The following is a 23,218-nucleotide window of genomic DNA, read 5'->3' as shown; positions in this document are numbered from 1 at the left end:
TCAGCTCCCCGAGTGGCGTACGAGACAGCCGACGGTGCGCAGGAGGATGCACAGGTCCTGCCAGAAGGACCAGCTGTCGATGTACGTGTTGTCGAAGCGGCACCGGTCCTCGATGGAGGTGTCCCCGCGCAGGCCGTGGATCTGGGCGAGCCCGGTGATGCCGGTGGGCATGCGGTGGCGGTGCGCGTAGTCGGGGTACTTCTGGCTGAACTGGGCCACGAAGTAGGGACGTTCGGGGCGCGGTCCGACCAGGCTCATGTCGCCGCGCAGCACGTTCCACAGCTGCGGCAGCTCGTCGAGGGAGGTGCGGCGCAGGAAGCGGCAGTACGCGCTCATCCGGTGCTCGTCGGCGACGCTCCACCGGGTCGCGGCCTCCTGCGGGTCGGCGGGCCGGTGGGTGCGGAACTTCAGCAGGGTGAACGGACGGCCGCCCTTGCCGACGCGCTCCTGGCGGAACACGATCCCGGGCCCTTCCAGGGCGCGCAGGAGCGCCGCGCACACCAGCAGGACCGGCGCGGCGACGACCAGCAGCGCGGCCGACACCAGCACGTCGAGGGCGCGCTTGCGCAGGCTGGTGCGGAGCGGCCCGCCGGGCGGCAGCGGGCGGCACGGGAACCCGGCCACGTGCTGGTGGCGCGCGGGAGCGTCCACCGGGGCGAGTTCCCACAGGTCGCAGCCGAGCGCGCGCAGGGCGGGCAGCCAGTGCTCGCGGGAGTCCGTACGGCCGGTGGCGATCAGCACGGTGCGGATGTCGTTCTGGATGGCGGCGCGCTGGAGTTCGTCCACGGTGCAGAGCACCGGCAGGCCGGGCCCCGTGTCCTGGCCCTGGGCGGCGAGGTCGGCGGGGTCGCAGACGACGCCGACCGGGCGCATCCCGCACCGGGGCTGGCGCAGCAGCGCGGTGGCGACCGCGCGGGCACGCGGTCCGTGACCGAGGACGAGCACCGGCCGGGGCCCGCGCGTGAGCGCCCTGCGGAACCGCCGGTACACCAGCGCCCGGCCGAGCGCGCTCAGCGCGCAGTGCGCCGCGCACGCCGTCAGGAGCGGCACGGCCGACGGGGAGGCCAGCGGGGCGAGCGGCGGCAGGACGGGAAGGCCGGACAGCGACGCGGCGCAGGTGGCCGTCACGCACCAGGCGACCGCCACGCGCCCGCCGAGCGCGGGCAGTTCGTCGAGCACGCGCGGCATCCGCGTGGTCCGGTACAGACCGCCGTGGGCGTGGAGCGCGACGACGGCCGTGGCCAGGAGCGCCATCGCGGCGGCCCAGGAGACGAGGGTCCAGGGAGCGGTAGGCCAGAGGACGGCCGACGACCAGGCGGACCCGGACCCGGACGCGTACGCGGCGTAGGCGCACACGCCGAGTGCCGCCGCGGCCCCGTCCACAGCCAACAGCGGCCAGACCATGGCCTGTTGGCGCGCGGGCCGTCGAGAGCCGTGCCCGACGCGCCTGGCCAGCGCCTCCCGGGGCGCCACGACGACGGCCGCGGCCGGGTCCTGCTGGTGCTGTCTCAGCTCCCCTGACGAGGTGGCGACGGTTCGTTCCGCACTCACGGGTTGGTGGACTCCCTGTCCTTCGTGGCGGCCGCGTACGTGGGGGGTGCCGTGCCGAGCAGTTCGCGGTAGACCTCTTCGATCGCGCGGGCGGTGTGCCGCACGTCGTGGTGGTCGAGTACGTGGCGGCGCGCCCGGGCGCCGAACCGGTCGCGCAGCGCCCGGTCTTCGAGGAGGGCGATGAGCGCGCGGGCCAGGGCGTCGGGGTTCTCCGGGGGCACCAGGGCGTGGGGCGCGAGGTCGGGCGGCAGGCTCTCGCGCGCGCCGTTCACCTCGGTGACCACGACGGGCCTGCCGCACGCCATGGCCTCCAGCGGGGCCAGCGCCATGCCTTCCCAGCGCGACGGCAGGACGACCACGTCGGCCGCGCGGTACCACGGCGCCGCGTCCGGGACGGCTCCGGCGAAGAGCACCGAGCCGTCGGCGCGCGCCCGCAGGGCCCCGGCGTCAGGGCCGTCGCCGACGAGGGCGAGGCGGGCGGCGGGCAGCGCCGCGGTGACGGCCGGCCAGGCCCGGAGCAGCACGTCCTGCCCCTTCTGGCGGCACAGTCGCCCCACGCACACCACCAGCGGTGTCGCGGCGTCGCGCGCGGGCGGCAGCAGCGGCAGCGCGGCCCGGCTCGCTCCCCTGTCCAGGGGCGGGAAGCGGTCGACGGCGATGCCGTTGGGCACGACCCGGGCCGCGCCGCCGACGCCCGCGCGCCGCCCGGTGTGGCGTTCGGCCTCGCTGACGCACACGAGCCGGGCCGTCCAGCGGGCGCCGTGCCGTTCCCAGGCGCGGGCGAGCGCCGCCGTCACCCCGCCGACGGCCTCGAACGACCAGGCGTGCGGCTGGAAGACGGTGGGCACGCGCCCGCGCACGGCGAGCCGCACGGCGAGGCCCGCCTTGGCGCTGTGTGCGTGCACGAGGTCCGGGCGCACGAGGGACACGACGCGGGCGAGCTCGCGGACCTCGGACCACAGCGCGGGCCCGGGGGAGCGGCTCGCCGCCCAGGCGTGGCCGCGGCCGCCCGCGAGGACGCCGCCGGGGCTGGCCACATGGACGTCGAGGCCCGCGGCGCGCTGGGCCGCGACGAGGTCCAGGACCACGCGCGCCACCCCGCCGTCCACGGGCTGGCTGACGTGCAGGACACGCGGGGGAGGGAGGACCGACGGCTGCGGCATGCGCGATTCCTCTGAGTGGGTGCGAGGCAAGGTGCGTTACCGCCGCGCGACGGGGCGACGGCCGCGGGCCGCGTGGCGGCCCCGGAAGGGGCGAGGCCCACAGGCTCCGAAAGGGCGAGGCCCACAGGCTCCGAAGGGGCGAGGCCCCCGGACCAGGCCCGGAGCCGCCGTCCGGGTGACCGCCCGGCGGTAAGTGATCGCCGGGGCGGCGGCGCGTACGACCCCTCCGCGGCGCGGCGCGTGATACCTCTTTGCCGACTCACCGTGTTTCTCCCCGCCACCGGGTGGCGCGGCCGCCGCATGCCCGGGCACCAGCGGGAACGCGGCGCACGGCAGCGGGACGGCGAGGACGCGACGCGGGCCCGGGGAGTGGCACATGACGGCGTTGGCCTTCCGGAGTGGGAGGGGCGGAGAAACGCTGAGGCGCGGAGGCGTGCGAAGGGGAGTGCGGGGGGCGAAGGCGGGGCTAACCGAGTGAATATGCACATTTGTGGCATGAGCACATCTATGGCTGAAATTCCTCGAGAGGAAGCGCAACTGTAGCGGGAGCCGAGAGCCTTCTCCGTGACCCGGCCGCGTGTGTCGAAACTGTGAAGCGGGTGGTCAATTCCCTGGCCGGAGAGGGTTCCTGGGAGATCGCCGCCGGTGTGACCAGCACGGCGCGGCAACACGGCGACACGGCTGTCACCGAAATGGCTCGCCCCATCCATCACCCGTCCGGGGCACAACCGACCGTCAGGAATGGCCGTTGATCCACGCGCCGGGCATCCCGCACGGCACAAGCGTCATTTGACCAAGGAGCAACTCTCCATGTCGCGTACCACCAAGGCTCTCGCCCTCTCCGCCGTCGCGGCCGCCGCCGTGGCCGGTGGCGCCGGTGTCGCCGCCGCCGACAGCGGCGCGCAGGGTGCCGCCACCAACTCCCCCGGTGTCGTCTCCGGCAACGTCATCCAGGTGCCGGTGCACGTCCCCGTGAACGTCTGCGGCAACACGATCAACGTGATCGGCCTGCTGAACCCGGCGTTCGGCAACACCTGCGTCAACGACTGAGCTGACGCGTCGATCGGTACGGCCGCCCCGCAGCCTGCGGGGCGGCCGTTTCCATGGGGCGATGCCCTGCCCGGGTGCGGCGCCCCCACCCCGTGCGCCGTCCGGGTGACCCGAGCGGTCGGCCGCGTCGGCGTGTCGGCCGGGTGTCGTCGGCGTGTCGCGCCCCCGGACCCGTACTCGAATGGCGGGTAGTCGCAACACCCCGGGCCCGTCCCCTACTTCCGCTTCTCACCTGCGTAAACGTCCAGTTGGCCGGTGGGGCGGTGGGACGCGACGCGCCCGCTCGGTTGCGGAGGGCGACCCTCCCTTTCACGGTGATCACAAGATCCGACGGACCACCGAAAGGGAACGACCTATGCGTGCTCTACCCGCACGGCGTATCGCGACCACCACGCTCTGCGCGGCGCTTCTCCTCGGCACGGCCGGACCGGCCATAGCCATGCAGGCGGAGTCCCGGCAGGAAGTGACAGCCGCGGAGGTCCCCCTCCCCGGAGCGGACGCGCTGCTCGGCCAGGTGACGGCGCTCGGCGACCTGGGCGGCGTCCTCACGCCCGTCACCGACCTCCTCACCGCCGCGCTCAAGGCCGACAACGGCCAGCTGCCCGCTGCCGACGCCGCCAAGCTCGCCGACGCGGTCAAGGCCGCGATCGCCAAGATCACCAACGGGGTGCCCGCCGTCCCGCCCGCCGCCCTGCCCGCCGTCCCCGAGGCCCCGGCCGCGCCCGCCGTCCCGCCGGCGGCCGCCGTTCCGCCGGCTCCGGCCGTCCCGCCGCTCCCCGTCGCGCTGCCGAAGCTGCCGCTGGGCGGACCGCAGGCCGCGCAGGCCCCCCTCGACCTCAAGGACGACGCCCTGAAGGCGCTCCAGACCGCGGTGGACGCCCTGCTCAAGGCCGTCACGAGCGGTGACCCGACGCAGGTCGTCCCGGCCGTCACCGGCGTCCTCACCAGCCTGGTCGGCGTGGTCGTCGCCACGGTGCTCGGCGGCGGTCTGCCGGTGCCGAACCTGCCGGGCCTGCCCGCACTGCCGAAGCTGCCGACGGACGCGCTGCCGAAGCTGCCGCTCCCGCTTGCGCTCCCGGTGGAGGAGTAGCCCGGAAGGGCGCCGCTCCCCAGCCGTCTCCGACGAGACCCGCCACGCCGGCACGCTCCGGTGCGGCGGGTCTCGTCGTGCCCGCACCACCATCCCCCGCGCGCTCCCGCCTCCCGCGCGCTCCCGCGCGTGCCGCCGTCCGTCGCGTGCCCGCGCCGCCACATGTTCGTCAACTCTGTGTGTGCGTAGTCCAGTTGATATGAGAAAAATGCGGGTTCCCTGCCATCGAGTGGGTTCCGGGAAGTTTGAGTTTCAGGGGTTTCCGCGCTGAGTTCCGCTCGTTAGGACCGGTGAGAGAGACGACAGGCAGAAGTAATTGCCTGAAGAGTGAAGCCCATTGGTGACCCGGCCAACGGTGACAAGAGTTACCAGGAAAGGAACACGATGAAGCCCCTGAAGGCTGCCGCTGTCCTCGCTGGATCGATGGCGATCGCCGGTGCCGCCGCGCCCGCTTTCGCCAACGACCTGACGCCCACCAGCCTGAACGGCGGCCTGGACACGCTGCTCAGCCAGCCGACCCTGGACGCGGCGCCGCTGAACACGAACATGCTGGACACCGAGAACAAGAGCTCCGTCGTCAACACGGTCAAGCAGGCCACGGACACGCTGAACGCGAGCGGCGGCCCGACGCAGCTGCTCGGCGGCCTGCCGCTCGCCAACTAGTCGTCGGCATTCCCGTTTCCCTTCGGGTGGGCTGAGCCGAACGGGAAACCCCAGAATGCTTGGGCGTGTTATTCCAGGAATCCCCAGAATTGCGCCCCTAGGCTTCAGCTAAACCCTAAGGGAAGGTTTGATGATGAACACTGCCAAGAAGGCCGCTCTCGCCCTCGCCGCCGCCGGTATGGCCGCGGGTGCCGCGTCGGGGACCGCTTTCGCCGACGCCGACGCCGCCGCTGACGCCGCGCACTCCCCGGGCGTCGGCTCGGGCAACGTCGGCCAGATCCCGGTGAACGTCCCGGTCAACGTCGTGGGCAACACCGCCAACCTGGTCGGCGCCCTGAACCCGGCGTTCGGCAACAGCGGCGCGAACAACTGACCTTCGCCCGCGGAGCGTTGCGAACCACCACGCGACACCACGGACGTTACGGATGTTGCGGACGCCACGGACACCACGTGGCGCTCGCGCCCGGTGCTCCCCCCGCCTCCTCCAGGGCGAACGCGGCACTCAAAGGCCGGTCAGCGGAACCCTTTCCGCGGACCGGCCTTCCGCGTTCACCGGGCCGTCCTGCGCATTCCCCGGGCCGCCCTCCGGATTCCGCGGGCGGCCTTTCGCGCGTCCGGCCGCGGCGGCCACACGCGTTCGACCTGCTCACCCCAACGTGTGATGCGGAACGGCCGCTCGGCCACTTAGGTGACAAGCGCGAAAACCGTGCCGCGCGCGTCGCTACGGTTTCGCACATGACCACGAAACCGAGTGAGCAGCGTCCTTTCCGAGTGGCCGACATGGGCACCCTCGGCGTCATCGCCTGGAGCGGTGAACACCCCGAGGAGGAAAAGGACATGGCCTTTCTCATGGCCTATCCCCTGGGGGACGCCGAGGGCGGCCCGGACGCCTCGGCGGAGGCCGTCGGCGCGCTGCTGCACAACTCCGGTCTGCCGGTCGGCGGCCCGCTCCTCGACGGTGCGCGCAACCCCAGCCTGCCGGTGACGCTGCTCGTCGAGGCCGGGCAGGCGGTCGTCACCATGCCGCACGTCAACGCCCAGTGCGTGGTCCCGCCCGAGTGGCTCGCCGCCGTCAAGGACAGGGGGCACGCGTACTTCATCATGACCACGCGCGCGTGGCCGGAGGGTTCGCCCGGCGTACCCGTGTCGGAGGAGAACCTCAGGAACTTCGCGGGCGACGAGGAGACCCTCACCAACGCCACGCACTGCCTGCTGCCGGTGCAGCGGCTGCGCGCCTGATGACCGCCACGGCTCGGTGAATTCACCGGCTGAGCCCGTCGCGGCCGCGGGATATCAGTCGACGGGATCATCCGCTAAAGCGAGTATTCGGTTGCTCGGGCGAAGTTTGTGCTGGTGCGCGGGGCGGGCTCGTTGAACCTGTGCGAACCGAGCGGTCGCCGTAGCGAAAGGATCCGAGCCATGAAGCACACCACGAGGGGGGCCATCGCCACGGCCCTCGCCTGCACCGCGGCAGCCTGTGCGGCGTCGACCGCGGCGGCGGACCACCCCGGCGTGACCGTGCCGCTTGACGGGGTCAAGCACTCCCTGGGCCTGCAGACCCCCGAGGTCACCAGCACCCTCCCCGTGCCGCTGCCCGGCGGCGAGCTGGAAGGCCCCCGCTATGTGGAGGGCAAGCTGCTGCCCGAGCGGGCCGTCCCGCAGATCCCGGTCAGCAACGCGCTGCCCGACGTACAGGTCACGGCCCCGCTGACGGACGTCATGGGCGAGGACAGCCTGAAGAGCGTGGGCCTGTCCGCGCGCGGCTCCGACCTGTACGCCCTCACGCCGGGCGCCACGCTCGACGCGCCGCTGGGCGCGCCGGGCGCCGACGGCACCGCCCTGCCGCCGCTCAGTCTGCCCGGCGGCGGCCTGCACCAGCCCCTGCTGAGCGCGCAGCCGGCGGCCGACCTGGGACTCAACTGACGCCTGCGGGGCTCGACTCCGGTGCGGCAGGGCCCGTGACGCCCGGCCCGTAACGGACCCCGGGGGTCGGGCGGTTAGAGGTCTGGCAGCACATGGTCGCGGGAGAGGGAGCACATGACCGCAGCGCCCGGTACGCCACTGATCCACCGCCTCGGGCGGCGCCACCTGCTGGGTGCGGCGGCCGCGGCCACGCTCGCCGCGGTCGGCGTGATGCGGGCGGGTTGGGCGCGGGCCACCCCGCCCGGCGCGCCGGACGAGGGCTCCTTCGACGAGATGTACCGGGGGCGGCGCATCCAGGGCGACCCGGTCCTGGGCGAGCGCGGCGCGGGCCCCTCGGAGTGGCGCGTCACGGTCGACGGCCGGCAGCTCGGCCTCATGCGCCGGGCCGACGGCAGCTATCTGACCATGGTCGACCACTACGGGTCGTACGAGAGCCCGCTCGCGGCCGCCCGCGGGGCCGTGGACGAGCTCGGGGTGACGGCGCGGCTGAGCGGTCACACCCACTGAGGACACGGCCCTGACCGCACGGGGCGCCAGGGAACGTGAAGGGGGCGCGCGTGGCCTACACACGCAAGAACCAGAACCGGCTGACCGGGGCCGAGCGGCGCAGATTCGTGGACGCGGTGCTGAGCCTGAAGCGCCGGGGCGAGTACGACGAATTCGTCCGCACGCACATCGACTTCTACGTGGCGGACGGCGAGAACCGGCTCAGGGTCGCCCACATGACGCCCACGTTCCTGCCCTGGCACCGGCGCTTCCTGCTCGACTTCGAGCGGGCCCTCCAGCGCGTCGACGAAGCGGTCACGGTCCCGTACTGGGACTGGACGCACGACCGCACCCCGGCCGCGTCCCTGTGGGGCGAGGACTTCCTGGGCGGGAACGGGCGCGAGGGCGACCGGCAGGTGCTCACCGGCCCGTTCGCCCGCCGCAACGGCCACTGGCGGATCAAGGAGAGCGTCACCGACGGGGACTTCCTCACCCGCGCGTTCGGCAACCCCTCGAACCCGATCGACCTGCCCACGCCCGCCGACGTGGAGTGGGCGATGAAGGACTCCCGGTACGACGTCCCGCCCTGGGACTCGCGGGCGGACGGGGGCTTCCGCAACAAGCTGGAGGGCTGGACGTCCGGCGTGGGCACCGCGCGGTGGCGCAACCACAACCGCGTGCACCGCTGGGTCGGCGGCCACATGCTGGGCGGCGGCTCCGTGAACGACCCGGTGTTCTGGCTGAACCACGCCTTCGTGGACCTGCTGTGGAGCCGCTGGGAACGGGAGCACCGCAGGGGCGCGCGGTTCCTGCCGGAGCGCCCGCCCGGCCTCGGCGAGCCGGGGCACGGCCGCGTCGTCGCCCGGAACGAGCCGATGCCCCCGTGGCGGACGACACCGGGCGACCTGCTCGACCACGAGCGGATCTACCGCTACGTGTGACATGGCCCCGTGAACCGGGAAGCCCCCGGCGAACGTACTCGCCGGGGGCTTCTCCTGGGGGCGCTCAGTGGCCGTAGCCGCCTTCGCCGCCGGTGCCACCGTTGTTGACGCAGGTGTTGCCGAACGCCGGGTTCAGCACGCCGATGACGTCGATGGTGTTGCCGCAGAGGTTGACCGGGACGTGGACCGGCACCTGGATCAGGTTGCCCGAGAGGACACCGGGGGAACCCTTGGCTGCGCCGTGCGCGTCGGCGTCAGCCGAGGCGAGTCCGGCGCCGCCCAGCACGACGGCACCCGCGCCGAGCGTGAGGGCAGCTGCCTTCGCGATGCGAGACATCACGTTCTCCTTCGAATTGGAAAGCACGGCCGCGTGGGTGTGGCCGCGATTCCTCTAACGCGTTGCTCTGATGTGAAGTAACGGCGTGAAATCGTCGATGATCTTCTGGAGATCGAACACACAGGGTGAATCGAGCAGTACTTCTGTAGGCCATTAGTGCCAGCGCCGGGCGGAATGCGGCGCCCGCCCGTGTCCCGGGGGCGGCTCCGCCGTTGCTGAGGGCATGACTTCAGCACGACGAATTCTGGCCGCCGTCTCCCTCGCCGCCGGCGCGGCGGCGCTCGTGGCGCCCGCCGCCCACGCGACCACCGAGGCCAAGCAGGCCAAGGAGATCTCGCCGATGGCCACCATCGACGAACTGGGCCGCATGCCGCTGCCCGAGGCGCAGCACGACGCCGTGCCGACGGTGTCCAGCCAGCTCGGCGGCCTCCACCGGCTGAACGAGCTGCACCAGGTCACGGACCTGGTGCAGCCGGTGACCCAGCTGGTCCCCGCCGTCCAGACCTGAGCGCCGCCGGGGCCGGGCCGCGCTAGGTGAGCCGCACCCCGCGCCGGGCCAGATACCTGACCGGGTTGATGTCCGAGCCGTAGCCGCGCCGGGACCGGATCTCCAGATGGAGGTGGGGTCCCGTGGCGCGCCCCGTGCTGCCGCTGCTGCCGATGCGGGTGCCGGTGCGGATGCGCGCGCCCTGCCGCACGGAGATGCGGTTCAGATGCGCGTACAGCGCGTAGTGGCCGTCCGGCATGCGGACCGTCACCGCCTTGCCGTACGCCCCCGACCAGCGGGCGAGCACGACGACGCCCGAGCCGACGGCGTACACCGGGGTGCCTCGGGGCACGGCCAGGTCGATGCCGGTGTGGTGGCCCGCGATCCAGTTGCCGCGGATGCCGTAGCGGGCGCTCACGCGGAAGCGGCGGCGCAGCGGCCGGGCGAATCGGCGCGGCGGGCCCGTGAGCGCGCGGACCTCGGGGACCGCGGCGTCGGCCGCCGCCAGGTCGTCCTCGAAGTGCGGGTCGTAGTCGGCCACGCAGTCGTCGTGCGGGCCCTCGGTGGCGCCGGGGTCCGTGACGTCGCCCGGAACCATGAGGTCGTCGGGGTCGACGACGTCGTCGGGGTCGATGAGGTCATCCGGGACGACGAGGTCGTCGTGGTCCATGACGTCATCGACGTCGTCGCGGTCCACGACGTCGTCCGGCGGTGTTCCCGCCATGCCGAGCGCGCCTGAGGCGAGCAGGATCACGCCGATTCCCAGTGCGTCACGTCGTGTTCTGCCCGCTGGTTGCGGGCCGTCTATGTGGGAGCCCATGTCCGCTAGGACAACGGCGGCGGCCGGGCGGCGCACGCCCGGTTGCGCCACCTGGCGTAACGCGCCCGAGCGCGCGAAGGCGGTCACGAGGCCGTTCGCGCCCTCCTGTCGTCACCCCCCAGGTCCGCTAGGCTCGGCACCGTGACGGCTCATCAGCCCTTGGAGGCGGCCGCCGAGGACTCGTACGTGGTGGTGGCCGTCGCATCGTCGGCCGGAGGGATCCACGCTCTCAACGTGCTGCTCGGTGCGCTGGGCGGGGACCTGCCGGTGCCCGTCCTCGTGGTCCAGCACCTCGACCCGCGCCACCGCACGGTCATCGCCGACGTGCTCGCCCGCCGCACGGAGCTGCGCGTGAAGCTCGCGGAGGAGGGGGAGCGGACACAGCCGGGCACCGTGTACGTCGCACCGCCCGACCGGCATCTGCTGGTGGACGCCGACGGCATCCTGACCCTGTCGAACAGCGCGCTCGTCCATTTCGTACGCCCCTCCGCCGACCTGCTGTTCGAATCGGTGGCGGGCGCGTACGGGCCGCGGGCCATCGCCTGCGTGCTGACCGGGACGGGTGTCGACGGAGCGATGGGCGTGGACGCGGTGAAGACGCGCGGCGGCACGGTGATCGCGCAGGATCCGCAGTCCGCGGAATTCAACAGCATGCCTCGGGCGGCCCTGGGTACGGGAGCAGTGGACTTCGTGCTACCCCTTGAGGAGATCGCCGCGGTCATCCGCGGACTTGTCGAGACCAAGAGGCAGTGATGGGCGAAACACGCGACTCCGAAACGGACGAGGAGCTGGAGGAACTTCTCGGGTTTCTGAGGGACGCCCGCGGCTTCGACTTCACGGGGTACAAGCGCTCCTCGCTGGGCCGCCGCATCCGCAAGCGGATGCAGGACGCCGACGTCACGTCGTACGCGGACTACCGCGACCGCCTGGAGACCAGCGCGGATGAATTCGGTGCGCTCTTCAACACCATCCTGATCAACGTGACCTCGATGTTCCGGGACCCGGACGCCTGGACGTACCTCCAGCGCGAGGTCCTGCCCGACCTGCTCGCCGCGGCCGGGCCCGAGGACGAGATCAGGGTGTGGAGCGCGGGCTGCTCCAGCGGCGAGGAGGCGTACTCGCTGGCGATCATGTTCGCCGAGGCGCTGGGCCTGGAGGAGAGCCTGAACCGCGTCAAGATCTACGCCACGGACGTCGACGAGGAGGCGCTGCGCGACGCGCGCACCGCGCTGTACACCGCCAAGAGCCTGGAAGCCCTGCCGGTGGAGCTGCGGGACAAGTACTTCGATCAGAACGGCACGCAGTACAGCTTCCGGCCCGACCTGCGGCGCCGGGTGATCTTCGGGCGGCACGACGTGACCCGGGACGCCCCCATCTCCCGGCTCGACCTGCTGGTGTGCCGCAACACCCTGATGTACTTCAACGTCGAGGCGCAGACGCAGATCATCGACCGCTTCCACTACGCGCTGCGCGAGGGCGGCTACCTCTTCCTCGGCAAGGCCGAGATGCTCCTGAACGACGCCGACCGCTTCCAGGTCGTCAGCATGCGCCAGCGCCTCTTCCGGCGCCGTCCCGGTGACGCCGGGCCGCCCTACCAGCCCGCGCCCCTGAAGCTCCGGGCGGGCGTCACCTTCGAACCGCGCTCGGCGGCGCGCACCCGCCAGATGCGCGACCTCATCCTGGACGCCCTGCCGGTGCCCGCGGTCGCCGTCGATACCGAGGGCGCGGTCATCCTGGTCAACAGCCAGGCGCGGGTGCAGTTCGGCCTCACCACCAACGACTGCGGGCGGCCCTTCCAGGACCTGGAGATCTCGTACCGGCCCGTCGAGCTGCGCTCGCTGATCGAGCAGTCCACGCACGAGCGCAGGACGCTGCGCGTCAACAGCGTGGAGCGCCGCGTCGGCGACGACGTCCAGTACGTCGACATCCTGATCCAGCCGCTGACCGGGTCCAACGGGCTGCCGGCGGGCACCATCATCAGCTTCACCGACGTCACGGTTCCCACCCGCCTCAAGTCCGAGGTCAAGCGGGTCCGGGAGGAGCTGGAGACGGCGTACGAGGAGCTGCAGTCCACGAACGAGGAGCTGGAGACCACCAACGAGGAACTCCAGTCCAGCATCGAGGAGCTGGAGACGACGAACGAGGAACTCCAGTCCACGAACGAGGAGCTGGAGACCACCAACGAGGAACTCCAGTCCGGCAACGAGGAGCTGGAGACCATGAACGAGGAACTGCGGATCCGCACCGAGGAGCTGGACGAGGTACATGCCTTCCTCGAGGGCGTGATGAGCAGCATCGCGGCCGGCGTGGTGGTCCTGGACACGGACACCAAGGTCAAGAGCTGGAACCGGGGCGCGGCCGATCTGTGGGGGCTGCGCCGGGACGAGGTCATGGACGAGCTGTTCTTCGGGCTCGACTTCGGGCTGCCGACGGAGGAGCTGCGGCCCGTGGTCCAGAAGTGCCTCGACACCCGCAAGCGCACCGGGCCCGTCGTGGTGTCCGCGGTGAACCGCATCGGCCGCGGCATCATGTGCCACGTGGTCTGCTCGCCCTTCGACGGCCACCACGGCGGCGTCGTCCTGCTGATGGAGGAAGGCACGACCCCGGTGGAGGAAGGCGTCGGCGTCTCCCTGAACTGACGTGCTCCGCTTCGTACGGACGTGGTACGAGGACCTCGCGCGCCGGGCGCTCCAGCGCGCACCGTCTCGTACCGCGGTGCGAAACCCAGCCTGTCTTGTGGCGGCAAGCCCGAAACCGCCTCCTCCGCATGGAAACCCGGGCGTACGCTTCGAGCATGACCCAGGGCGAGGGCTCTGCCGACCAGGTGATGGATGCCTGGCGCCGTGCCTCGTCCGCGCGGGCGCGGGCCGCCCGCGCGGACGAGGCGGCCGCGCGGCAGGAGAAGTTGGCGGCGGCCACGGGCCGCGAGGTGCACCTGAGGATCGCTGAGGCACTGCGCAACACCGCGGGTGCCCACCGCTCGTCGGCGCAGCTGCAGGAGTCTTTCGCGCGCCGCCTGTCGGGGTGGGCGCAGGGGGGTGGACCCCGGCCGCAGTTCATGAGCGGCGTCGCCGAGGCCTGTGGCACGAAGAGCGCGGCGCTCACCCTGGTGGACGGCTGCCAGCGGCAGCTCGCCGTCGCCGCGTCGGACGAACCGGCGCGGACCGCGCAGGACCTGGAGTTCATGCTCGGCGAAGGGCCCACCAAGGACGCCACGCTCCGCCGGGACCTGGTCTTCGTTTCGCACCAGGCGATCGATACGCGCTGGCCCTGCTACGGCCCGGCCCTCACCGCGATGGGCATCCGCGAGGTCGCCGCGGTCCCGCTGGGCTCCGCCGACCGCTGCCTCGGCGCGCTCGCGGTGTTCGACCCGCGCCCGGGCCTCGTCGGCACCCGGACGTTCACGGAGATAGTGGGGGCGCTGACCCGCACGGTCCTCCTCGACCCCGACGCCGACCCCGAACTGTACGGCGGCACCGACCACCGGGACGTGGTGCAGCAGGCGGCGGGCATGCTGTCCGTGCACGTGGGATGCCGTGTCGAGGACGCCCTCGCGCTCATCAAGGCGCGGGCGTTCAGCGGCGAGGGGAGCCTGGAAGAGCTCTCGCGGAAGATCGTGTCCGGTGACTTGAAGATCACCATGGGAGACTGGCCATGACGATGTCACAGCAGCGCCTCGCCGAGGCCTTCGTGGAGCTCGCGGGTGGTGCTCACGGTGAACCGGTCGACCCGCCCGTCCTCCTCGCGGCGCTCGCCTCCCGCAGCCACGAAGTCCTCGGCGCCCGCGCCTGCGCCGTCCTCGGCATCCCGCCCGCGACCGAGGAGGCGCAGGTGTACGCGTCCGAGGCCGAGGCCCGCGAGCTCGTCCTTGCCGGGTATCAGGAGGGCGAGGGCCCGGCGGCGTACTGCCGGGAGACCGGCAACCCCGTGCCGCGCACCGATCTGGAGAGCCCCGTCGCCCGGCTGCGCTGGCCCCGCTACGTGCCGCAGGCACTGGCCCTGGGCTACACGCACGTCGCGGCCCGTCCGCTGCGGGGGCGTGAGCTGATCGTGGGCGCGCTGGTCCTCTTCGGCTCCCCCGAGGAGCCGGTCACCGATGAGGGGCTTGCCATCGGCCAGTCCCTCGCGGACATCGTGGCCACGGCGCTGCTGCGGGAGGACGAGCTGCGCCGGTCCCACACCCTGGCGGGTCAGCTCCAGCACGCCCTGAGCAGCCGCGTCGTCATCGAGCAGGCCAAGGGCATCCTCGCCGCGCGCCGGGCGCTGACCCTGGACGAGGCGTTCGGCGTGCTGCGCGGCCACGCCCGCTCGCACCAGCGGAAGCTGATGGGGGTGGCGCTGGACGTGGTGGAGGGGAGGCTGGATCCCTGACGGCTGGATTCCGGAGGCGGGGCCCGGCCCGGGAGCGAGGCCCGTGGTGCCCCGCCCCCGGACCGCGCGTCAGCCCCGCTCGTCCCTGCTCTCCGCCTCGGCCTCGGCCTGCTTCGCCTGCACCTCGGGGTCGAGGGACGCCTGGGCGCTGCCGTCCACCGAGGTCAGCGGGGCGCGGTCGGGGAGCTCCGTGGCCGCGGGGGGTTCGACCAGCCAGTCCGGGTTGGCCTGCTTGTCCCACCACTTCCACACGGCGACCGCGGCGGCGCCGAGCAGGCCGAGCACGGCGAGGCGCTTGACCGTGCGGCCGGTGCGGGCCCGGCGCTCCTGCCTGCGGGCGATCTCCTTGATCTCCTGCGGCGACACCTGGCCGCGCAGTGCGGCGAGCGCCGCCGCGCCCCGGGCCGCCGCCTCCTCGCGGACCGGGCCGGAGACGGCCACGGCGTGCTCGATGCGGGGCTTCGAGAAGTCGGCGGCCTGGCGGGCGGCCTTGCGGGTGCGGACCGCGGCCTCGTGCGCCGCGTGGTCGAGCTTCGGCGGCACGTGCCCGCGCGCCTGCACCACGCGCGGCGCGACGTGCGCCCCGTACTGGACGCGGGCCTGGTCGGCGGCGACGTGCGCCGCGTGCGACACCTTCGGGGCGAGGCGCGAGCGCGCCTCCTGTGCCAGGTGAGTGGCCCGGTCCTTGGCTTCTTCGGCGTAGGGCGCCACCGCGTCCGCGGCGTGCCGCGCGCTTTCCTTCGCCGAGTCGGCCGCGGCGCGCACGCTGTCTTTGCGGGTCACGGGATCCTCCTCCTTGGTGGCGTATAGGTATGTCACCTTTCCACCCTTTCCGGGATCATGCCTGCCGGATGGAACCGGGGCACGCGCGGACGGGCATCCGGGGCGCTCGCCGAGCGCGGGGCGCGCGTCGGTCCGCCCCGGCCGCCGGTGCGCACGGCTTCCGGCCCGGCGTCGGCCCGGCGTCGGGCACGGCCTCCGCTGCCGCTCCCGGTCCGCCCCGAGCCGCGCGATCCGTGCGGAGCGAAGCGCTCGGTCCGGTACGAGTGGGCCCGTCGACGACAATGCCACGGATCGCCTCCAGGCGCGCCTGCTCGGCGGCTACTCGTCCCAAACCGGTCCGTGCGAGGATCGGAGGGTCACAGAGGACAACGGAAGGCAGATCGTGGCCGAGCAGCTTTACGCCACTCTCAAGACCAACCAGGGCGACATCGAGATCCGGCTCCTGCCGAACCACGCGCCCAAGACGGTCAGGAACTTTGTTGAGCTCGCCCAGGGCGAGCGCGAGTGGGTGCACCCCGCGACCGGGAAGAAGTCCTCGGACAAGCTGTACGACGGCACGGTCTTCCACCGGGTGATCAGCGGCTTCATGATCCAGGGCGGCGACCCGCTGGGCAACGGCACGGGCGGCCCGGGCTACGAGTTCGAGGACGAGTTCCACCCGGACCTCGCCTTCGACAAGCCGTACCTCCTCGCCATGGCGAACGCGGGCCCGGGCACCAACGGCTCCCAGTTCTTCATCACGGTCTCCCCGACCGCGTGGCTGACCCGCAAGCACACCATCTTCGGCGAGGTCACCAACGACGCCGGCAAGAAGGTCGTGGACGCCATCGCCGGCACGCAGACCAACCCGCGCACGGACCGCCCGGTGAACGACGTCGTCATCGAGTCCGTCGTCGTCGAGACGCGCGAGGGCTGAGCGCCCCGGCGCTCGACCCCGCCCGTCAGGGAACAAAACCGCCCCGCCCATCCGTAGAGGAGGGCGGGGCGGTGCGTTGACCAGCATGCCGACGCCGCCGCGTACGGCAGACCAGAGGGGACCGCGATGGATCAGGCGCCAGGCAGCCCGCAGGGGCCGCAGGACGCGCAGAGCCTGCCGAGCTGCTACCGGCATCCCGGCCGGGAGACGGGTATCACCTGTACCCGCTGCGAGCGTCCGATCTGCCCGGAGTGCATGATCAGTGCCTCCGTCGGCTTCCAGTGCCCCGAGTGCGTCAAGGGCGGCTCCGGCACCGGGCACGCCCCGGCGGCCAGCCAGCCGCGCACGCTGGCGGGCGGCACGCTCACGCAGGACCCGCGTCTGCTCACGAAGATCATCCTGGCGATCAACGTCCTGGTGTTCATCGCGGTTCGCGCCCGTGAGGACCTCGTCGGGGACCTGTTCCTGATCGGCCGGTGGCCCCCCGAGCCGTTCCCCGCCACCGAGGGCGTGGCGGACGGCGATGCGTACCGCCTGGTCACGGCCATGTTCACGCACCAGGAGATCTGGCACATCGCGTTCAACATGCTGGGTCTGTGGTGGCTCGGCGGTCCGCTGGAGGCGGCGCTCGGCCGGGCGCGCTTCCTCGCGCTCTATCTGCTGTCGGGGCTCGGCGGCAGCGCCCTGACGTATCTGGTCTCGGACCCCAGCGACGCCTCGCTCGGCGCCTCCGGGGCGATCTTCGGCCTGCTCGGTGCGACGGCGGTCCTGATGCGCCGCCTGAACTACGACATGCGCCCGGTCATCGCGCTCCTCGCGCTGAACCTGCTGTTCACGTTCACCTGGAGCGGCATCGCCTGGCAGGCGCACGTCGGCGGTCTCGTCGCCGGTGTCGCCATCGCGTACGGCATGGTGCACGCGCCCCGCGAGCACCGGGCCCTGGTGCAGTGGGGCACCTGCGCCCTGGTGTTCCTGGCGATCGCCGCCACCGTGATCATCCGGACCGTGCAGCTCACCTGAGGCACTCGTGCGCCTTGCGGCTTCCGTGGCCCCATCCGTTGCCGGGTGGGGCCACGCTGCTGCTGTCGTCCCGTACGGGCGCGGGGCCCCGGAGTATGGGGCATCCCGGGTACGGGTCGCCCTGGGTACGGCGTTGTCCCCACCGTCCCGCCCCAGGTTGTCCACAGTCCGTGCCCGATCTTGTGCACGAAGTGGGGAACGTCTGTTCCGCGCTTCGCCGATCCGGGTTTTCCCAGGCGGGGCAAGGGGTGGACGGGCCGAACCGGAACGGCCGACCAGTCACACCGGCGTCAACGTCCGGAGAGTTATCCACAGATCTTCAGACCTTTCCCCAGGTCTGTGGATGGCAGCGCTCGCGCTGTGGATAACTCAGGCCAGGGCTTGCGTTCCGCCCCCTCCGTTACCCCGGATCGTTACTTCCACTGAGTGGAGACGCCGAAGCCCGCGGCGATGAAGCCGAAGCCGACCACGATGTTCCAGTTGCCCAGCGGGTCGATCGGGAGCTCGCCGTCCGTGACGTAGAAGACGACGATCCAGGCGAGGCCGATCAGGAACAGCGCCAGCATCACGGGAGCGACCCAGCTACGGCTGGTCAGCTTGATGTTCGTCGCCTTCTTCGACGACGGGGGCGTGTAGTCGTCTGCCTTCTTGCGGATACGTGACTTCGGCACGAGGGTCTCTCCTGTCGATGCGCTGCGTGGCCGCGCAGGTAACTGGGTCCGGCGCCGGGAGCGGACACTACGGTGCGCTAAGTCTTCCCCCGGGCGTCCGTTAGCGTAGTGCTTCCGCGGCGGTGAAGGAGATAAGGGTACGTTGAGCAATTCTGCCGACTTCCCCACGGGCACGGGTCCGCCCTCTCCGGACAAGGGCCGACGCCGCCGCTGGCGGCCGCTCCGGGTGCTCACCGCAGGCGTCTTCGCCCTCGCCGGGCTGCTCTTCATGACCAGCTTCAACACGGCCAAGGGCACCAACATCCGCACCGACGACTCCCTGTTGAAGCTCTCCGACCTCATCCAGGAACGCAGCCGCAAGAACAAGGACCTGGACCAGTCCACCGGCTCGCTGCGCGACGAGGTCGAGTCCCTCGCCCGCCGCGACAGCCCCGGCACCAAGGCCGACGAGGCCCGGCTCGGCGCCCTGGAGCGGAACGCGGGCACCAAGAAGCTCAGTGGCCAGGCCGTCTCCGTGACCCTCACCGACGCCCCGCCGCACGCCACCGCCAAGCTCCCCGGCTACCCCGAGCCCCAGCCCAACGACCTGGTCATCCACCAGCAGGACCTCCAGGCCGTGGTCAACGCCCTGTGGCAGGGCGGCGCCGAGGGCATCAAGGTCATGGACCAGCGGCTGATCTCCACCAGCGCCGTGCGCTGCGTCGGCAACACCCTGATCCTCCAGGGCCGCGTCTACTCACCGCCGTACAAGGTGACCGCGATCGGCGACCCCGACCGCCTCAAGAAGGCCCTCGCCGCCTCGCCCGAGATCCAGAACTACATGCTCTACGTCAACGCCTACGGGCTCGGCTGGAAAGTCGACGACGACGGGGCGGTGACTCTTCCCGGCTACTCGGGCACAGTGAACCTGCATTACGCGAAGCCTGTGGAGTAGCGCTCGCTCGGGAGGTCCCTGCGGTGACGGTACGCGTGATCGTCCGGACGTTCAGCGAACTGTGCATCACCGTCGGCACCCTGATCGTGCTCTTCGTGGCGTACGTGCTGTTCTGGACCGGAGTGAAGGCCGACCGGGCCATGGACGACCAGATCGACCGCCTCCACGACCGGTGGTCCCAGGGCCGGATCGCCACCGGCGCGGGCAGCGGCAGCGGGGCCCTCGACTCCTCGCCCCCGAAACCGGCCCCCTACGAAGACGGCGAACCCTTCGCCGTCATGTACGTCCCCCGCTTCGGTTTCACGTGGAACAAGCCCGTGCTCCAGGGCACCGCCACCGACACCCTCAAGAAGGGCCTCGGCCACTACGCGCGCACCGCCCAGCTCGGCCGGAAGGGCAACTTCGCCGTGGCCGGACACCGGCGCACCTACGGCGACCCGTTCAAGGACTTCCCCGAGCTGCGCCGCGGCGACGCGGTCGTCCTCACCGACGGCACGACCTGGTTCACGTACCGCATCGACAAGAAGCCGTACAAGACGCTGCCCAGCGACACCGGGGTCGTCGACCCCGTGCCGCGGGGGTCCGGCTACCGCGAGCCCGGCCGCTACCTCACCCTGACCACCTGCGAGCCCGAGTGGGGCCACAGCCACCGCCTCATCGCCTGGGCCCATCTGGACGCCACCCAGCCCGTGGAGGCCGGGAAACCTGAGGCACTGCGCCGTTAGTCTGGTGCGGTACGGCGGCGACGGCCGGTGCGATGGGGCCGGGCGGTCGTGTGGCGACGAAAGGGACGGCATGTACGGCTGGATCTGGCGACATCTGCCGGGGAACGCATGGGTGAGGGCACTGATCTCCCTGATGCTGGTCCTCGCCGTGGTCTATGTGCTGTTCCAGTACGTGTTCCCCTGGGCGGAGCCGCTCCTTCCCTTCAACGACGTGACGGTGGACAACTGATGGGCGCGCGCATCCTCGTCGTCGACAACTACGACAGCTTCGTCTTCAACCTCGTGCAGTACCTGTACCAGCTGGGCGCCGAGTGCGAGGTCCTGCGCAACGACGAGGTCGAGCTGCGGCACGCGCAGGACGGCTTCGACGGCGTGCTGCTCTCGCCGGGCCCCGGCACCCCCGAGCAGGCGGGCGTCTGCGTGGACATGGTGCGCCACTGCGCCGCCACCGGCGTGCCCGTCTTCGGCGTGTGCCTGGGCATGCAGTCGATGGCCGTGGCGTACGGCGGTGTCGTGGACCGGGCGCCGGAGCTCCTGCACGGCAAGACCTCGCCGGTCACGCACGAGGGCAAGGGCGTCTTCGCGGGCCTGCCCTCGCCCTTCACCGCGACCCGGTACCACTCGCTCGCCGCCGAGCCCGCCACCGTGCCCGCCGAGCTCGAAGTCACCGCCCGCACGGCGGACGGCATCATCATGGGCCTGCGCCACCGCGAACTGCCCGTCGAGGGCGTGCAGTTCCACCCCGAGTCCGTCCTCACCGAGCACGGGCACCTGATGCTCGCCAACTGGCTCGCCGAGTGCGGCGACGCCGGGGCCGTCGCACGATCGAGCGGGCTGGCCCCGGTGGTGGGCAGGGCCACGGCGTGACCGCGGAGGCGCACGGGGGCGCCGACGCGGCGGGGGCGGGGGACCATCCGTCACCGTGGTTCCGCAGCGGGGCACCTCCGGACGCGCCTGTGCCCGATGCTTCTGGCGCTCCTGCTCCTGCTCCTGCTCCTGAGGATCCTGCTCCTGAGGCCGTCCCCGGCGCCCCGGAGCCGTACGCGGCCGTGTACGAGCCGCCGCCGGACGACGAGACCATCGGCCTGCGGACGGCGGACACGCGCCGAATAGCCGGAGAGCAGGACCTCGCGCGGCCACCGGACGCGGTGCCGGGCGGCCGGGCCGCCCGGCGCAAGGCGGCCAGGCACAAGGGCCGTCGGAAGCCCGGCAGGGCGAAGGCGGCGGCACCCGTCGCCGAGGGCGCGCCGGACCGCCCGCTGACCCGCCTCGAAGCCCGTCGCGCCGAGCGCGCCCGCAGACCGAGCCCGGCCACCGTGGCGAGCCGCGTCATCGGCGAGCTGTTCATCACCGCCGGCGTCCTGATGCTCCTGTTCGTCACGTACCAGCTGTGGTGGACGAACATACGGGCCCACCAGCAGGCGAACGCCGCGGCCCGCGACCTTCGGGAGGACTGGGCGGAGGGCAAGGGCAAGCCGGGAGCCTTCGAGCCGGGCCAGGGCTTCGCGCTGCTGCACATCCCCAAGCTCGACGTCGTCGTGCCGGTCGCCGAGGGCATCGACAAGCACAAGGTCCTCGACCGGGGCATGGTCGGCCACTACAGCGAGGGCGGCACCAAGACCCCGATGCCGGAAGCGGACCCTGGCAACTTCGGGGTCGCAGGACACCGCAACACCCACGGCGAGCCGTTCCGGTACATCAACCGGCTCAAACCGGGCGACCCGATCGTGGTCGAGACGCAGGACACGTACTACGTCTACAAGATGGCGAGCATCCTCCCGCAGACCAGCCCCGGCAACACGGCCGTCCTCGGCCCCGTCCCGCCGGGCTCCGGCTTCACGAAACCGGGCCGCTACCTCACACTGACCACCTGTACCCCCGAGTTCACGAGTAAGTACCGAATGATCGTGTGGGGCAAGATGGTCGAAGACCGGCCACGCGCCAAGGGGAAACCGGCCGCGCTGGTCGACTAGGCGCCGGAAAGCCAAAACAGACAGGGCGGATGCAGTGGCAGCCACCACCGAAGAGGACGAGCGGACCGACGAGTCCAAGCCCGCGGACGGGCCGCCGCCGCGCGGCCGCGGCCCCATCGCGACGGCCGTCAGCGTCTTCGGCGAACTCCTCATCACCGCGGGCCTGGTCCTGGGCCTGTTCGTCGTCTACTCGCTGTGGTGGACGAACGTCATAGCGGACCGCGAGGCGAGGAAGCAGGGCGACCGCGTCCGCGACCACTGGGCGGGCGGCCCCGGCGCCCTGAACACCAAGGACGGCATCGGCTTCCTCCACGTACCGTCGATGGGCGCGGGCGAGATCCTCGTGAAGAAGGGCACCGCCACCGGGACCCTCAACAACGGTGTCGCCGGCTACTACACGGACCCGGTCAAGTCGGCCCTGCCGCAGGACGAGAAGGGCAACTTCTCGCTGGCCGCCCACCGCGACGGCCACGGCGCGAAGTTCCACAAGATCGACAAGGTCAACGAGGGCGACCCGATCGTCTTCGAGACCCGCGACAAGTGGTACGTGTACAAGGTCTACAAGACCCTGCCCGAGACCTCGAAGTTCAACGTCCGCGTCCTCGACCCGATCCCGAAGGAGTCCGGCGCGAAGAAGCCGGGCCGCTACATCACGCTCACGACCTGCACGCCGGTGTACACGTCGAAGTACCGCTACGTGGTGTGGGGCGAGCTGGAGCGGATCGAGAAGGTCGACAACAGGCGGACACCGCCACCGGAGCTAGGTATGACGCACTGACGTCTCACGGAGGTGCTTTGCCGACGAACTGGTGGGGCGCCTCAATGGGGAGATTAATAGCCCACCGCCCAGCTCTTGCAGGACTTAACCACCTTCGACCCATCCATGACTGCGGCCTGTATTCCTATAAAGCTGAGTCCAGATTTCTCAGTCGATGCAGAAGTTTTCGTCACCTTTTTCTCGTTGTGTCCCTTGTAATTGTGATGCCAAGCCCAGTAGCGGATTTTGGTGTCGTAGTCCTTCTTCGAAATGAAGCGGACGGCTACATGACGCCTGTCGTTCTTGGTGTCATACGTGATCAAGGACATCTTTGTACGATTGTGCGCCCATTCCTTGAAATAGCCGTACGCGTCAACTCCACCTATTGCGCATCGTGCCTTCCCCTTACCTCCGATGACGGCATGCGCGTTGACTGTCGATGTTGCAGTAAATACGGCAACTGCTATAACGCCTACTGTTGATATACGCTTCATGTTGCCTGTCATGTATGCACAATATCACGACCATGATCAATTGTCGTGGTGTTTTGTGCTAGG

General features: G+C 71.4%; 27 protein-coding genes. 20 read left to right on the top strand and 7 right to left on the bottom strand.

The features are described 5' to 3' along the window. Both IG74_RS0130550 and IG74_RS0130545 read right to left on the bottom strand, forming a co-directional pair. Positions 1–1,551, bottom strand: coding sequence for a sugar transferase (locus IG74_RS0130550; RefSeq protein ID WP_030683991.1), 1,551 nt, complete (start codon positions 1,549–1,551; stop codon positions 1–3). Continuing rightward, positions 1,548–2,714, bottom strand: a complete 1,167-nt coding sequence (locus IG74_RS0130545; protein WP_030683989.1) for a glycosyltransferase — start codon at positions 2,712–2,714, stop codon at positions 1,548–1,550. The genes IG74_RS0130550 and IG74_RS0130545 overlap by 4 nt, the downstream gene beginning before the upstream one ends. An 810-nt stretch (positions 2,715–3,524) precedes the next feature. Here IG74_RS0130545 and IG74_RS0130540 point away from each other — a divergent pair. The 8 genes from IG74_RS0130540 (at position 3,525) to IG74_RS0130505 (ending at position 8,867) form a co-directional block, all read left to right on the top strand. Further along, on the top strand, positions 3,525–3,764 hold the full coding sequence (locus IG74_RS0130540; protein WP_030683987.1) for a chaplin: 240 nt from the start codon (positions 3,525–3,527) through the stop codon (positions 3,762–3,764). Between the two features lie 355 nt (positions 3,765–4,119). Beyond that, positions 4,120–4,854, top strand: a complete 735-nt coding sequence (locus tag IG74_RS0130535) for a hypothetical protein (protein WP_030683985.1) — start codon at positions 4,120–4,122, stop codon at positions 4,852–4,854. A 384-nt stretch (positions 4,855–5,238) separates the two neighbouring features. Further along, positions 5,239–5,517: a hypothetical protein gene (locus IG74_RS0130530; RefSeq protein ID WP_030683983.1), complete on the top strand. Its 279-nt coding sequence runs from the start codon at positions 5,239–5,241 to the stop codon at positions 5,515–5,517. Between the two features lie 133 nt (positions 5,518–5,650). Beyond that, the gene (locus IG74_RS0130525; protein ID WP_030683982.1) at positions 5,651–5,890 is read left to right on the top strand and encodes a chaplin family protein; all 240 of its coding nucleotides are present in this window, start codon (positions 5,651–5,653) and stop codon (positions 5,888–5,890) included. Between the two features lie 362 nt (positions 5,891–6,252). Beyond that, positions 6,253–6,756: a DUF5949 family protein gene (locus IG74_RS0130520; protein WP_030683980.1), complete on the top strand. Its 504-nt coding sequence runs from the start codon at positions 6,253–6,255 to the stop codon at positions 6,754–6,756. A gap of 180 nt (positions 6,757–6,936) precedes the next feature. Next, complete coding sequence (locus IG74_RS0130515; protein WP_030683979.1) at positions 6,937–7,440, top strand: hypothetical protein; 504 nt, start codon at positions 6,937–6,939, stop codon at positions 7,438–7,440. 114 nt (positions 7,441–7,554) lie between these two features. Beyond that, positions 7,555–7,947, top strand: coding sequence for a tyrosinase family oxidase copper chaperone (locus tag IG74_RS0130510; RefSeq protein ID WP_051855665.1), 393 nt, complete (start codon positions 7,555–7,557; stop codon positions 7,945–7,947). Positions 7,948–7,997: 50 nt separating this feature from the next. Continuing rightward, positions 7,998–8,867 (top strand): tyrosinase family protein, encoded by an 870-nt coding sequence (locus tag IG74_RS0130505; RefSeq protein ID WP_030683975.1) that lies wholly within the window; start codon positions 7,998–8,000, stop codon positions 8,865–8,867. A gap of 64 nt (positions 8,868–8,931) precedes the next feature. On the opposite strand, the gene IG74_RS0130500 is transcribed toward IG74_RS0130505, so the two are convergent. Continuing rightward, the gene (locus tag IG74_RS0130500; protein WP_030683973.1) at positions 8,932–9,204 is read right to left on the bottom strand and encodes a chaplin; all 273 of its coding nucleotides are present in this window, start codon (positions 9,202–9,204) and stop codon (positions 8,932–8,934) included. Between the two features lie 223 nt (positions 9,205–9,427). Between IG74_RS0130500 and IG74_RS0130495 the strand changes: the two genes are divergently transcribed. Continuing rightward, positions 9,428–9,712: a hypothetical protein gene (locus IG74_RS0130495; protein WP_030683966.1), complete on the top strand. Its 285-nt coding sequence runs from the start codon at positions 9,428–9,430 to the stop codon at positions 9,710–9,712. Between the two features lie 22 nt (positions 9,713–9,734). On the opposite strand, the gene IG74_RS0130490 is transcribed toward IG74_RS0130495, so the two are convergent. Further along, positions 9,735–10,445 carry a M23 family metallopeptidase gene (locus IG74_RS0130490; protein ID WP_234334501.1) on the bottom strand — a complete coding sequence of 237 codons (711 nt, stop codon included), beginning with the start codon at positions 10,443–10,445 and terminating at the stop codon, positions 9,735–9,737. Between the two features lie 207 nt (positions 10,446–10,652). Here IG74_RS0130490 and IG74_RS0130485 point away from each other — a divergent pair, with 207 nt between their 5' ends. From IG74_RS0130485 to IG74_RS0130470, 4 genes are all read left to right on the top strand, one after another. After that, positions 10,653–11,264 carry a chemotaxis protein CheB gene (locus IG74_RS0130485; RefSeq protein WP_030683962.1) on the top strand — a complete coding sequence of 204 codons (612 nt, stop codon included), beginning with the start codon at positions 10,653–10,655 and terminating at the stop codon, positions 11,262–11,264. Beyond that, positions 11,264–13,150, top strand: coding sequence for a CheR family methyltransferase (locus tag IG74_RS0130480; RefSeq protein ID WP_030683960.1), 1,887 nt, complete (start codon positions 11,264–11,266; stop codon positions 13,148–13,150). Before IG74_RS0130485 ends, IG74_RS0130480 begins: the two co-directional genes overlap by 1 nt. A gap of 155 nt (positions 13,151–13,305) precedes the next feature. Further along, positions 13,306–14,169 (top strand): GAF and ANTAR domain-containing protein, encoded by an 864-nt coding sequence (locus IG74_RS0130475; protein WP_030683959.1) that lies wholly within the window; start codon positions 13,306–13,308, stop codon positions 14,167–14,169. Continuing rightward, the gene (locus IG74_RS0130470) at positions 14,166–14,882 is read left to right on the top strand and encodes a GAF and ANTAR domain-containing protein (protein ID WP_030683957.1); all 717 of its coding nucleotides are present in this window, start codon (positions 14,166–14,168) and stop codon (positions 14,880–14,882) included. Before IG74_RS0130475 ends, IG74_RS0130470 begins: the two co-directional genes overlap by 4 nt. A gap of 69 nt (positions 14,883–14,951) precedes the next feature. Here the strand turns inward: IG74_RS0130470 and IG74_RS0130465 are convergent, their stop codons facing one another. After that, the gene (locus IG74_RS0130465) at positions 14,952–15,665 is read right to left on the bottom strand and encodes a DUF5324 family protein (protein WP_030683956.1); all 714 of its coding nucleotides are present in this window, start codon (positions 15,663–15,665) and stop codon (positions 14,952–14,954) included. 382 nt (positions 15,666–16,047) lie between these two features. On the opposite strand from IG74_RS0130465, the gene IG74_RS0130460 reads away from it, so the two are divergent. Then, entirely contained in the window at positions 16,048–16,581 is a 534-nt protein-coding gene (locus IG74_RS0130460) for a peptidylprolyl isomerase (protein ID WP_030683953.1), read from the top strand. A gap of 126 nt (positions 16,582–16,707) precedes the next feature. Then, entirely contained in the window at positions 16,708–17,601 is an 894-nt protein-coding gene (locus IG74_RS0130455) for a rhomboid family intramembrane serine protease (protein WP_030683950.1), read from the top strand. Between the two features lie 413 nt (positions 17,602–18,014). On the opposite strand, the gene crgA is transcribed toward IG74_RS0130455, so the two are convergent. Continuing rightward, a complete protein-coding gene (gene crgA / locus IG74_RS0130450; RefSeq protein WP_030683948.1) occupies positions 18,015–18,272 on the bottom strand; it encodes a cell division protein CrgA in 258 nt (85 codons plus the stop codon). Positions 18,273–18,414: 142 nt separating this feature from the next. Here crgA and IG74_RS0130445 point away from each other — a divergent pair, with 142 nt between their 5' ends. From IG74_RS0130445 to IG74_RS0130420, 5 genes are all read left to right on the top strand, one after another. Continuing rightward, a complete protein-coding gene (locus IG74_RS0130445; protein ID WP_030683946.1) occupies positions 18,415–19,206 on the top strand; it encodes a DUF881 domain-containing protein in 792 nt (263 codons plus the stop codon). A gap of 23 nt (positions 19,207–19,229) precedes the next feature. Further along, positions 19,230–19,931, top strand: coding sequence for a class E sortase (locus tag IG74_RS0130440; RefSeq protein ID WP_030683945.1), 702 nt, complete (start codon positions 19,230–19,232; stop codon positions 19,929–19,931). 228 nt (positions 19,932–20,159) lie between these two features. Beyond that, on the top strand, positions 20,160–20,798 hold the full coding sequence (locus IG74_RS0130430; protein ID WP_030683943.1) for an aminodeoxychorismate/anthranilate synthase component II: 639 nt from the start codon (positions 20,160–20,162) through the stop codon (positions 20,796–20,798). Further along, the gene (locus IG74_RS0130425) at positions 20,795–21,904 is read left to right on the top strand and encodes a class E sortase (protein WP_234334500.1); all 1,110 of its coding nucleotides are present in this window, start codon (positions 20,795–20,797) and stop codon (positions 21,902–21,904) included. The genes IG74_RS0130430 and IG74_RS0130425 overlap by 4 nt, the downstream gene beginning before the upstream one ends. A gap of 34 nt (positions 21,905–21,938) precedes the next feature. After that, entirely contained in the window at positions 21,939–22,682 is a 744-nt protein-coding gene (locus tag IG74_RS0130420; protein WP_030683940.1) for a class E sortase, read from the top strand. Between the two features lie 53 nt (positions 22,683–22,735). On the opposite strand, the gene IG74_RS52280 is transcribed toward IG74_RS0130420, so the two are convergent. Then, positions 22,736–23,167, bottom strand: a complete 432-nt coding sequence (locus IG74_RS52280; RefSeq protein ID WP_158857832.1) for a hypothetical protein — start codon at positions 23,165–23,167, stop codon at positions 22,736–22,738. Positions 23,168–23,218: the final 51 nt, after the last annotated feature.

It is taken from the genome of Streptomyces sp. NRRL B-1347, assembly GCF_000720325.1.
Classification (GTDB): domain Bacteria; phylum Actinomycetota; class Actinomycetes; order Streptomycetales; family Streptomycetaceae; genus Streptomyces.
The sequence above is the reverse complement of the archived record's forward strand: the minus strand, read 5'-3'. Positions and strand labels throughout refer to the sequence as shown.

What these genes read in the sequence shown, in the direction of transcription:
- IG74_RS0130540 (WP_030683987.1), top strand. Translation starts at nt 3,525, where the DNA reads ATGTCGCGTACCACCAAGGCTCTCGCCCTCTCCGCCGTCGCGGCCGCC.
- IG74_RS0130520 (WP_030683980.1), top strand. Translation starts at nt 6,253, where the DNA reads ATGACCACGAAACCGAGTGAGCAGCGTCCTTTCCGAGTGGCCGACATG.
- IG74_RS52280 (WP_158857832.1), bottom strand. Translation starts at nt 23,167, where the DNA reads ATGACAGGCAACATGAAGCGTATATCAACAGTAGGCGTTATAGCAGTT.
- IG74_RS0130515 (WP_030683979.1), top strand. Translation starts at nt 6,937, where the DNA reads ATGAAGCACACCACGAGGGGGGCCATCGCCACGGCCCTCGCCTGCACC.
- IG74_RS0130475 (WP_030683959.1), top strand. Translation starts at nt 13,306, where the DNA reads ATGACCCAGGGCGAGGGCTCTGCCGACCAGGTGATGGATGCCTGGCGC.
- IG74_RS0130545 (WP_030683989.1), bottom strand. Translation starts at nt 2,714, where the DNA reads ATGCCGCAGCCGTCGGTCCTCCCTCCCCCGCGTGTCCTGCACGTCAGC.
- IG74_RS0130525 (WP_030683982.1), top strand. Translation starts at nt 5,651, where the DNA reads ATGAACACTGCCAAGAAGGCCGCTCTCGCCCTCGCCGCCGCCGGTATG.
- IG74_RS0130470 (WP_030683957.1), top strand. Translation starts at nt 14,166, where the DNA reads ATGACGATGTCACAGCAGCGCCTCGCCGAGGCCTTCGTGGAGCTCGCG.
- IG74_RS0130535 (WP_030683985.1), top strand. Translation starts at nt 4,120, where the DNA reads ATGCGTGCTCTACCCGCACGGCGTATCGCGACCACCACGCTCTGCGCG.
- IG74_RS0130510 (WP_051855665.1), top strand. Translation starts at nt 7,555, where the DNA reads ATGACCGCAGCGCCCGGTACGCCACTGATCCACCGCCTCGGGCGGCGC.
- IG74_RS0130530 (WP_030683983.1), top strand. Translation starts at nt 5,239, where the DNA reads ATGAAGCCCCTGAAGGCTGCCGCTGTCCTCGCTGGATCGATGGCGATC.
- IG74_RS0130430 (WP_030683943.1), top strand. Translation starts at nt 20,160, where the DNA reads ATGGGCGCGCGCATCCTCGTCGTCGACAACTACGACAGCTTCGTCTTC.
- IG74_RS0130495 (WP_030683966.1), top strand. Translation starts at nt 9,428, where the DNA reads ATGACTTCAGCACGACGAATTCTGGCCGCCGTCTCCCTCGCCGCCGGC.
- IG74_RS0130480 (WP_030683960.1), top strand. Translation starts at nt 11,264, where the DNA reads ATGGGCGAAACACGCGACTCCGAAACGGACGAGGAGCTGGAGGAACTT.
- IG74_RS0130500 (WP_030683973.1), bottom strand. Translation starts at nt 9,204, where the DNA reads ATGTCTCGCATCGCGAAGGCAGCTGCCCTCACGCTCGGCGCGGGTGCC.
- IG74_RS0130455 (WP_030683950.1), top strand. Translation starts at nt 16,708, where the DNA reads ATGGATCAGGCGCCAGGCAGCCCGCAGGGGCCGCAGGACGCGCAGAGC.